This is a genomic window from Pseudomonas sp. BF-R-01, from assembly GCF_019946615.1.
GTDB classification, from domain to species: Bacteria; Pseudomonadota; Gammaproteobacteria; order Pseudomonadales; family Pseudomonadaceae; genus Aquipseudomonas; species Aquipseudomonas migulae.
The window spans coordinates 23,124-31,689 of sequence record NZ_JAGYFX010000069.1; the positions used below are offsets into that span (position 1 = coordinate 23,124).

General features: G+C 61.3%; 9 protein-coding genes. 1 reads left to right on the forward strand and 8 read right to left on the reverse strand.

Going from position 1 to position 8,566, the window contains the following annotated elements; genetic code table 11:
* Nucleotides 1-7: 7 nt before the first annotated feature.
* From KGB27_RS22060 to KGB27_RS22090, 7 genes are all read right to left on the reverse strand, one after another.
* On the reverse strand, nt 8-532 hold the full coding sequence (locus KGB27_RS22060) for a TIGR02281 family clan AA aspartic protease (RefSeq protein WP_008027912.1): 525 nt from the start codon (nt 530-532) through the stop codon (nt 8-10).
* Nucleotides 529-1,518, reverse strand: a complete 990-nt coding sequence (locus KGB27_RS22065; RefSeq protein ID WP_008027910.1) for an esterase-like activity of phytase family protein — start codon at nt 1,516-1,518, stop codon at nt 529-531. The genes KGB27_RS22060 and KGB27_RS22065 overlap by 4 nt, the downstream gene beginning before the upstream one ends.
* Nucleotides 1,518-3,422, reverse strand: a complete 1,905-nt coding sequence (parE, locus tag KGB27_RS22070) for a DNA topoisomerase IV subunit B (RefSeq protein ID WP_008027908.1) — start codon at nt 3,420-3,422, stop codon at nt 1,518-1,520. Before parE ends, KGB27_RS22065 begins: the two co-directional genes overlap by 1 nt.
* Before the next feature lie 42 nt (nt 3,423-3,464).
* A complete protein-coding gene (locus KGB27_RS22075) occupies nt 3,465-4,073 on the reverse strand; it encodes a YqiA/YcfP family alpha/beta fold hydrolase (RefSeq protein ID WP_008040411.1) in 609 nt (202 codons plus the stop codon).
* Nucleotides 4,074-4,260: 187 nt separating this feature from the next.
* On the reverse strand, nt 4,261-5,076 hold the full coding sequence (cpdA, locus tag KGB27_RS22080; protein WP_223435520.1) for a 3',5'-cyclic-AMP phosphodiesterase: 816 nt from the start codon (nt 5,074-5,076) through the stop codon (nt 4,261-4,263).
* Nucleotides 5,077-5,183: 107 nt separating this feature from the next.
* A complete protein-coding gene (locus tag KGB27_RS22085) occupies nt 5,184-5,636 on the reverse strand; it encodes a DUF1249 domain-containing protein (protein WP_008027902.1) in 453 nt (150 codons plus the stop codon).
* Nucleotides 5,627-6,244, reverse strand: coding sequence for an NUDIX domain-containing protein (locus KGB27_RS22090; protein WP_008027900.1), 618 nt, complete (start codon nt 6,242-6,244; stop codon nt 5,627-5,629). Before KGB27_RS22090 ends, KGB27_RS22085 begins: the two co-directional genes overlap by 10 nt.
* A gap of 229 nt (nt 6,245-6,473) precedes the next feature.
* On the opposite strand from KGB27_RS22090, the gene KGB27_RS22095 reads away from it, so the two are divergent.
* A complete protein-coding gene (locus tag KGB27_RS22095) occupies nt 6,474-7,220 on the forward strand; it encodes an RsiV family protein (RefSeq protein WP_008027898.1) in 747 nt (248 codons plus the stop codon).
* On the opposite strand, the gene cytX is transcribed toward KGB27_RS22095, so the two are convergent.
* Nucleotides 7,189-8,481, reverse strand: a complete 1,293-nt coding sequence (gene cytX / locus KGB27_RS22100; RefSeq protein ID WP_008027897.1) for a putative hydroxymethylpyrimidine transporter CytX — start codon at nt 8,479-8,481, stop codon at nt 7,189-7,191. The two genes, KGB27_RS22095 and cytX, sit on opposite strands and share 32 nt — an antisense overlap.
* Nucleotides 8,482-8,566: the final 85 nt, after the last annotated feature.

Consider the following 8,566-nt stretch of genomic DNA (forward strand, 5'->3'; position numbering starts at 1 on the left):
GCGGGCCTCATCGGTTCGTTGTCTGGCGCAGCAGCATGGTGCCACCGCGCTGGGTAAATTCAAGTTTGTTCAGCGCGCTCATACCGAGCAGCACTTGCTTGCCATCCAGGCCTGGCACGACGATGGCGCGCACATCACGCAGCACAATGTCGCCCAGTTGCAGCCGGTCGACACGGGTTCGATAACCCTCGGTGCGACCGTTGGCGGTGCTCAGGGTCACCCCGAAGCCTTGTTCAAGTTTCAGCCGTTCGGCCATTTCTGCCGGGATCGCCACATCGGTTGCCCCGGTATCCAGCATGAAATCCACCGACTGGCCGTTGATCTGGCCGCTGGCGACGAAGTGCCCCTGGGTGTTGCTGGCCAGTTTCACTTCGATAAAACCTTCGCCCTGTTCCGAGCTGACGACGACGTTGGGATTTTGCTGCCGCTCCTCCCATTGGCCGAAAAACCGTGTCGCCAGAAATAGCGCTGCGCACCAGGCCAGCACCATGAACACCCGACCGGCGCGTTTCCCAGGTGTTTGCGGCGTCATGGCTTGGCACTCCAGCCACCTTCCGGCGCGGCAAAGCGCCAGACGACCGGGCGATACTCGCCATCAGCACGGGCACCGTCGTTGTTATCAATGCCGACCCAGGCGCCATCGGCGTCGACGATCAGTGCTTCCGTCAGGCCATAGCCCTGTGGATAACGACGGTTCTCCTGCAATGCCTCGTCGGCAAACGACCAGCAACGCTCGACTTTAGCCGTCACCGCGTCACGGCGGCAAATCTCGAACGCGTTACGCTCAAGGGTAAACAGCTTGCCGTTGAACAACGACAGATCGGCAAAATCCCGCGACACGGCTCTGGCCTTGGGAAATTTCGCCGGCTGCATTTCCATCCCGGCTTCGCTCAGCAGCACGCAGCCGCCGTCGCAATCCCAGACCGTTTGCTGACGCTTGATCAACAGCAGTCCTCGGCGCTCACGCTCGGCGGCCAACCATAACTGGTCGCCCTCCGGATTGATCGCCAGGCCCTCGAACAATGCATTGAAGTGCAACAACATACCGCTGGCCCGCGCCTCGCGAACCAGCATCGGCGAAATCTTCAGCCAGGACGTCGGCCCAACGGGCGGCACTTGCAGAATCGCCGCATGGGACTCGCTGACGATGTAGCGATTGCCGGCGCTGTCGCAGGTGATGCCTTCAAAATCCAGGTCCCCGCCGCGCGCGAACGATGCCACCCAGGTCCGCGAACGCAAACCCCAGGGCAAATCGCTGTCCGGCACCGGCGGCACACCGATGCGCACGGTTTCAGCCTGCCAGACCGTGTCGCCGGTTTCGAGTCGGTAGATCTGATCGTCGTCGCGATCGGAAACGGCCCACAGATTCTTGCCACACTGGGCCAGCCCCGACAGGTTGCCGCCGCGCATGCCCTCCACGGGATGCTCGGACAACAGGCGCAACTCCGGTGCCGGCTCGGCAAACGCCGAAGCCGAGGTCAGAAGTAACGCACACGCCAGGGCAAAGCCAACCCGCATCAGCCAAGAACCTCGGCCAGGTTGCCTTTGGATTCCAGCCAGGATTTACGATCACCGGCGCGTTTCTTCGCCAGCAACATGTCCATCATTTCCGAGGTCGCTTCGAAATCTTCCAGGGTCAGCTGCACCAGACGCCGGGTGTTCGGGTCCATGGTGGTTTCGCGCAGTTGCGGCGGGTTCATTTCACCCAGACCTTTGAATCGGGTGACCTGCGGTTTGCCGCGTTTCTTCTCGGCCACCAGACGATCGAGAATGCCGTCACGCTCAGCTTCGTCGAGGGCGTAGTAAATTTCTTTGCCCAAATCGATTCGGTACAGCGGCGGCATCGCGACGTAGACGTGACCGGCATCCACCAACGGGCGGAAATGCTGGACGAACAGCGCGCACAGCAGCGTGGCGATGTGCAGACCGTCGGAGTCGGCGTCGGCGAGGATGCAGATCTTGCCGTAACGCAGCTGGCTCATGTCCGCCGCGCCCGGATCGACACCGATGGCCACGGCGATGTTGTGCACTTCCTGGCTGGCCAGTACTTCGCTGCCGTCGACTTCCCAGGTGTTCAGGATCTTGCCGCGCAACGGCAGGATCGCTTGAAACTCTTTGTCCCGCGCTTGCTTGGCGGAACCGCCGGCGGAGTCACCTTCCACCAGGAACAGTTCGGAACGCATCGGGTCCTGCCCGGCGCAGTCGGCGAGCTTGCCTGGCAGTGCCGGGCCTTGGGTGATGCGCTTGCGCTCGACCTTCTTGCTGGCCTTCAGACGACGGCCGGCGTTGTTGATCGCCAGCTCCGCCAGAAGCATGCCGGTTTCCGGGTGAGCGTTGAGCCACAGGCTGAACGCGTCCTTGACCACGCCGGACACGAACGCCGCCGCTTCGCGGGACGACAGGCGTTCCTTGGTCTGGCCGGAGAATTGCGGCTCCTGCATTTTCATCGACAGGACGAAGGCGATGCGTTCCCAGACGTCTTCCGGCGCCAGCTTCACGCCGCGTGGCAGCAGGCTGCGGAATTCGCAGAACTCGCGCATGGCATCGAGCAGGCCCTGACGCAAACCGTTGACGTGCGTACCGCCCTGGGCCGTCGGGATCAGGTTGACGTAGCTTTCCTGCACGCTGTCGCCACCTTCCGGCAACCACAGCAGCGCCCAGTCGACCGCTTCTTTGTTACCGGCCAGGCTGCCGCAGAACGGCTCGTCCGGCAGGCGTTCGAATTCGCTGACCGCGTCCACCAGGTAGGAGCGCAGGCCGTCTTCGTAATGCCATTCGACTTTCTCGCCGGTGGCCTTGTCTTCAAAACTGACCAGCAGCCCCGGGCACAGAACGGCCTTGGCCTTGAGCACGTGCTTGAGGCGGCTGATGGAGAATTTCGGTGAGTCGAAGTACTTCGGGTCTGGCGCGAAGAACACGCTGGTGCCGGTGTTGCGCTTGCCAACGGTGCCGACCACTTCCAGCTCGGTCTTCTTGTAACCGTCGGCGAAGGTCATCTGGTATTCGTTGCCGTCGCGCTTCACGCGCACCCGGACTTCGGTCGACAAGGCGTTGACCACCGAAATACCCACCCCGTGCAGACCGCCGGAGAACTGGTAGTTCTTGTTGGAAAACTTGCCGCCCGCATGAAGCTTGGTGAGGATCAGTTCGACGCCCGACACACCCTCTTCCGGGTGAATGTCCACCGGCATGCCACGGCCGTCATCGCTGACTTCCAGGGAGTGGTCGGCGTGCAGGATGACCTGCACCGACGTCGCATGCCCGGCCAAGGCTTCGTCGACGCTGTTGTCGATGACTTCCTGGGCGAGGTGGTTCGGCCGACTGGTGTCGGTGTACATGCCGGGGCGTTTGCGCACCGGGTCGAGGCCCGAGAGGACTTCGATGGCGTCTGCGTTATAAGAGCTAGCGCTGGGAGTGGCCATGGGGTCTCGTCGTCAAATGTTCTATTAAATAGAGGTGATGACTCACAGTGCAGTGAAATCTATCGCCTGATACAAATCTGCGCCGATGCCGGCAAAACTCAGCATTGCCGGCAATTGCCCGGCAAAACCCTGGAAACTATGGTCGCCGCCGGCCTGGATGCGCAAGGCACAGGCCCGGTAATACTGCTGGGCGAGGCGATAATCCAGCGTTTCGTCGCCCGTCTGCAACCATACCTGATACCGCTGCGGGTCCTGGGGCGCCGGCACTTCCAGCTCGGCCAGGGCCGTCACATGGTCGTGGGTCAATTCCCAGGCCTCATCGGTATACAGGTTTTTCTGCGTCCCCAGATACCCGTCGAACATCCGGTGCGGACTGACGGCGGGGTTGATCAACAGGGCTTTCAAGCCATGGCGCTCGGCCAGGTGAGTCGCATAGTAGCCGCCGAGTGAGCTGCCGACCAGCAGTGGCCGGCCAAGCTCCGAAATTGCCTGTTCGAGCTGACCGATGGCCTCGCGCGGATGGTGATGCAGGGCCGGAACGCGCAGGTGATCGCTCAAGCCCAGACGCTCCATCACTTCGATCAACTGAGTGGCCTTTTTTGACGAAGGCGCACTGTTGAAACCGTGGATATAAAGGATCGAACCGGACATTTGAACTCCCTGTGCGTCGGGTAAAGAAGGCGGAGTTTACAGGGTGTCGGGGGAATCGGGGATATCCGTGGAATTCATGTCGTCTGAGCGGACGCCATCGCCAGCAGGCTGGCTCCCACAGGGATTTGTGCACGACGCGGATTCATTGTGGGAGCCAGCCTGCTGGCGATGGCAGCACCGCAGATATTCAGTAGCCGTTGGAGCCGTAATCGACCTGAAAGTCGAACCCGGTCACGCGCTCTACGCCGGTTTCGAGCCGACCATCGGGCAACAGCCGCAACCACCGATACCCTGGCGCCTGCTCGCCGACCTTGAAATCCTCACTGCCCGGCTCGAACTGAATGCAGGTCGAGGGCGATGCAATCAGACGAACGCCGTTACGCACTTGATCGATTTCCTGATGCACGTGCCCCCAAAGCACAGCGCGTACTTGCGGGAACCGGTCCAGCACGGCGAACAGTGCTTCGGGATTGCGCAACCCGATCGGCTCCATCCACGCACACCCGATCGACACCGGATGATGGTGGAAGCACACCAGATGATGGCTCTCCGGCGCCTCGCTCAGCGAGCGCGCCAGCAACTGCAATTGTTCATCCTGCAAATACCCGGGCACCGACCCCGGCACCGCCGAGTCGAGCAACGTGACGCGCCAGTTGCCGACATCCACCACTGGTTCCAGCAGCGCGCTGTGCACGGCGGCTGCGGCCATGATCTGCGGTTCGTCGTGATTGCCGGGAATCCAGCGCGCCGGCGCATCGAGTTGCCGGGTCAGGTCGCGAAACTGCTGATACGACTCCAGCGTCCCGTCCTGGGAAAGATCGCCGCTGGCAATGATCAGATCGATCTGCGGCTGTTGCTGCCTGACCAGCTCGATGACCTTTTGCAGGCTGTCGCGCGTATTCATGCCCAGCAACGTGCCGTCCGCTTCGGCAAACAGATGGCTGTCGGACAGTTGCACCAGCAACGCCGAATCGGCGGGGGTCAAAGTGGATACGCTTGGCAAGGCGGTCTCCCAGGGCTAAACACGGGATAAGTGGAATGCCGCGATTATGCTGGGGGACGAACGAAAGAGGAAATCCGAGAAGCTGACGCAGTTCACATCTAGCGAGCTCAACGCACAACGGCGTATTCGTGCCCACACGCCAGGCAATGGCTCAGCCATTCACCCAGGAACATGTTCAGCTGCGCCTTTTCGTCCGGCTGGTGCATCGAGGCGTTCGGGTAAGGATAGATCCCGCGAAAGCGTCGCGCATGTTCGGCGCTGACCACTTCGGCCATGCAGGCGTCGTGATAGACCTGCACTTCCAGTTGCGGCACCGGCAGCCACGGCAGGCTGTGTTCCTGACGCACTTGCAGGGTCGTGGTGTATGGACAGACCTGCAGCACTTCAAGGGCCAGCACGCCGAGCATCTGCTCGCCGTGGGTCACGGCAATGCGCCGCGCCGCCGGCTCGTTGCGCATGTCCGGCAGCAGTCGCATCAGGCGCGCGTAGTTGGCCTCGCAAGAGGCTTGCAGCCCCACGAGGTCCACCCGGTAGCGATCGCGCAACTTGTTTACGACCATAACCCCCTCACTTCAGCGCGGTTCAAAGCTAACCATTGCAAGGCAATGATGCTGGCCGCGTTGGCAATTCGTCCGTCGCGTACGGCTTGCAGGGCATCCTCGAACGCCCAGACCGTGACGCGGATATCTTCAGCTTCTTCCTCCAGCCCATGCAGGCCGCCGACCCCGGTTGTCTCGCAACGCCCCAGGAACAAATGCACGAATTCATTGCTGCCACCCGGCGATGGAAAATACTTGGTCATCGGCCAGAGCGCCCCGAATACAAGCCCAGCTTCCTCCTGCGCTTCGCGGTGAGCAACTTCTTCCGGCACTTCATCCTTGTCGATCAGACCAGCGACCAGTTCAATCAGCCAGGGATTGTCGGTCTTGCCCATGGCGCCGACGCGAAACTGCTCGATCAACACCACTTCATCGCGCTGCGGATCGTAGGGCAACACGCAGACCGCATCGTGGCGAACAAACACTTCACGATTGATTTCGCGGCTCATGCCACCGGCGAACAACTCGTGGCGCAAGTGCACGCGATCGAGCTTGTAAAAGCCCTCGTAGCACTTTTCGCGCCGAACGATATCAACGGCGGTCGGAATGGCGTTGGCAAAATCAGTCATGACAATCCTCGTTTACTGCTAGTCCGATCCGAGGCTCCTTTTGGTTACTTGCAACCTCGACTTCGCGCCATCCTAACGCGCCCGCGCCGTTTGATGCAGCCCCTTTCCAGTCAGCGGGATAGACGGTGAGGGCGAAACCAACTCTAATTAGCTTAGTGGCGAACTGACTGCTTCGTTGAGAGTCGAAGCGGATAACTTTTTGCCTTTCCCTGTTTTACGAAGGACGCCCATGTCGCTTTTTAAAATCGCCTCCGTGGCCGCAATCGCCCTGACCCTGGGCGCTTGCCAAAGCCTGTTCCAGCCCAACTACCGGGCGCCGCTGGAGACTACCCGCGATGCTTCCGAACAGCTGAAACCGGGCTGCACGACACCTGAATGCCCACTGGTGAACATCGATACGCTGCGCTTCCCCGCCGAGCCGCAGTTGGACGGCATTGTCGAAAAACGTCTGCTGCAAATGACCCGCACCTCGCCCGACGCCCCGGTGGCACCGACGCTGGCGGCCTATCGCGATGAGTTTTTGCGCACCGCCGGCCCGCGCTACAGCAGTTACTTGCAAGCCAAGGTACGTGAGCAGCATGACGGCTTGGTGATCGTCGAATTTTCCAGCTACCTGGACACCGGCGGCGCACATGGCACGCCGGGCCGCAGCTTCATCAACTATTCGCGCCAGCAGCATAAAGTGCTGACCTTGTCCGACATGTTGGTGCCAGGTCAGGAAGAGGCATTCTGGAAAGCGGCGCAGGTTGCGCACAACAGCTGGTTGATCAGCACCAAGCTCGATCAGGAACCGGAGTTCGTGAAGAGCTGGCCGTTCCAGAAAACCCAGAACATAGCGCTGACCTACGGCGGGGTGATCCTCAAGTACGACGTGAGCACCATCGCGCCTTACGCGCTGGGCCACGTCGAACTAAAGATCCCCTACCCTCGCCTGAACGGCATCATCAAGCCCGAGCTGTTTCCCGGCCGTAACTGAAGGCCCGACCCAGCACGAGTTGCAGCAGCCCTGCCAGAATCAACGACGGCAGGGTTGCGCCGATGTCCGGATACAGATTGGCCAGCAAGTGATAGGTGCTGACCCCGCCCAGCCAGGCGAGCAGCGCCGGCCAGCGCAATGCGGCTGACGCCACTTGAGCACTGCGTTTACGCAGGATGAAGTGATCCACCAGCACCACGCCGAACAGCGGCGCAAACACCGAACCGATCAACAGCAGGAAGTTCTGGTACTGGGCCAATGGCGCCAGCAAGGCGATCAGGGTGCAGACCACACCGATGGCCAACGCCAGGTGTTCGACTTTCAAGCGCAGCAAAATCCCGCTGGAAACGGCCGCCGAGTGAATGTCGGCAAAGGCGTTTTCCGACTCATCCAGCAGAATCAGCAGCAGCGGAATCCCCAGGCCGGCACCGGCCAGCGCCAACAGCAAGGCATTCACTTCACCGCTCGGCGCGAACGCCAGGGTGTAAGCCACGCCCAGGCTCATCAGCCAGAAATTACCGATAAAGAAGCCAATCGCCGTCCCGCCGAACACGTTTTTCGCACGCTTGCCGAAACGCGAGTAGTCAGCGATCAGCGGCAGCCACGACAGCGGCATCGCGATGGCAATGTCGAAGCCCACGGCGAACGGCATCGAACCGTCACCGGCCTGCGCCCACAACGCCGCCAGATCGGCTTTGGCGAACAGGTTCCAGGTCAGCCAGATGCACGCGGCTAGCAGCAGCCAGATGCCCCATTTGCGCAGGATCTGGCGCACGAAGGTCAACGGACCGCTGACGGCCAGCAAGGTCGCCAAGGCACCGAAGAACAACGTCCAGAGCAGCGGACTGGAGAACAGACTGCCTTCGCTGAACGCACGCGCGCCGAGCAGGCTGGCAGCGTCGCGCATGACGATGATTTCGAACGAACCCCAACCGATCAGTTGCAGCAGGTTCAGCACCGCTGGCAGGCTCGCGCCTTTCGCACCGAGGCTGAGTTTGAGCGCGGCCATCGACGACAGGCCGGTGTCACTGCCGATCACGCCGACAGCGGCCAGCAGCAGAACGCCGACCAGCGTGCCAAGGAAGATCGCCAGCAGCGAACCGGACAGGCCAAGACCTGGCGCGAGCAATGCGCCGGTCTGCAAGACCATCAGGCCGATGCCGAGGGAGAACCACAGGGAAAACAGATCACGGCCGCCGAAGACACGTTTGTCGGTCGGCACCGCGATGTCGGGTGAATAAGTGCTGGGTTGAATGCTCAAGGGTGTTATCTCAGAGGAACATTTGTTGTTGTGTTGAACTGCACCTGTAGGAGCGAGGCTTGCCCGCGAAGGCGGTGTGTCAGGT

Coding starts and splice junctions, on each gene's coding strand:
- KGB27_RS22095 (WP_008027898.1), top strand. CDS start 6,474: ATGTCGCTTTTTAAAATCGCCTCCGTGGCCGCAATCGCCCTGACCCTG.
- parE (WP_008027908.1), bottom strand. CDS start 3,422: ATGGCCACTCCCAGCGCTAGCTCTTATAACGCAGACGCCATCGAAGTC.
- KGB27_RS22075 (WP_008040411.1), bottom strand. CDS start 4,073: ATGTCCGGTTCGATCCTTTATATCCACGGTTTCAACAGTGCGCCTTCG.
- KGB27_RS22090 (WP_008027900.1), bottom strand. CDS start 6,244: ATGACTGATTTTGCCAACGCCATTCCGACCGCCGTTGATATCGTTCGG.
- KGB27_RS22085 (WP_008027902.1), bottom strand. CDS start 5,636: ATGGTCGTAAACAAGTTGCGCGATCGCTACCGGGTGGACCTCGTGGGG.
- KGB27_RS22065 (WP_008027910.1), bottom strand. CDS start 1,518: ATGCGGGTTGGCTTTGCCCTGGCGTGTGCGTTACTTCTGACCTCGGCT.
- KGB27_RS22060 (WP_008027912.1), bottom strand. CDS start 532: ATGACGCCGCAAACACCTGGGAAACGCGCCGGTCGGGTGTTCATGGTG.